Below are 725 nucleotides of genomic sequence, written 5' to 3' on the forward strand. Positions count from 1 at the left end.
GAGCTGCGCCGGGGCATCACCTTCACCGACCCGGCCGAAGAAACCGTGCTGCTGCCCTTAATAGACCAAAACCTGCAGCAGCTCACCACCACCCTCGACGACCTGGCGGCCCTGGGGCTGATGCAGCAGGCCGCGCTGGACCCCGCCGAGCCCCTGGACCTGGAGGAGCTGGTCGCCGACGTGCTGCAGGTGCTCGAACCCCAGCAGCGGGCAGCCCGCGCCCGCGTCACGGTCGACTTCGCGGCCCGGCCCGTAGTGTTGTACCCGCGGGCCAGCCTGCGCACCATTGTGCTCAACCTGCTCAGCAACGCCTTCAAGTACGCCGACCCGGCCCGCCCCGGCCGGGTCCACGTCTCGCTCTGGCTCGACGCCGGCCAGCCCGTGCTGTGGGTGAAAGACTACGGACTGGGCTTCAATGCCGCGGCCCACGGGCCCGACCCGTTCCAGTTGTTCCGCCGCTTTCACACCCACACCGAGGGCACCGGCGTGGGCCTCTACCTGGTCAACCGCCTGGTGCAGGCCAACGGCGGCCACATCGAAGTGGACAGCCGCGTGGGCGAGGGGGCCACGTTTCGCGTCTACCTCGGGCGGGCGTAGGCGCGGGCAGTGGAGAGCGATTCGACCCAGTGACTACCTATGTATAAGAAGCGGTTTTACCCCCTACCAGAAACACCGTGAGGGGGCCTGAACGAGCCGCTGAAGACCAATAGCTACTTGACCAAACC

Annotated in this window: 1 protein-coding gene; it reads left to right on the top strand. The window is 67.6% G+C overall.

Going from position 1 to position 725, the window contains the following annotated elements; translation table 11 throughout:
• Positions 1 to 597, top strand: a 597-nt coding sequence (locus ACP7AJ_RS21515; protein ID WP_426062295.1) for a sensor histidine kinase, incomplete at its 5' end; no start/stop codon positions are given.
• Between the last annotated feature and the right edge of the window lie 128 nt (positions 598 to 725).

It is taken from the genome of Hymenobacter sp. B1770, assembly GCF_049896385.1.
GTDB lineage: Bacteria > Bacteroidota > Bacteroidia > Cytophagales > Hymenobacteraceae > Hymenobacter.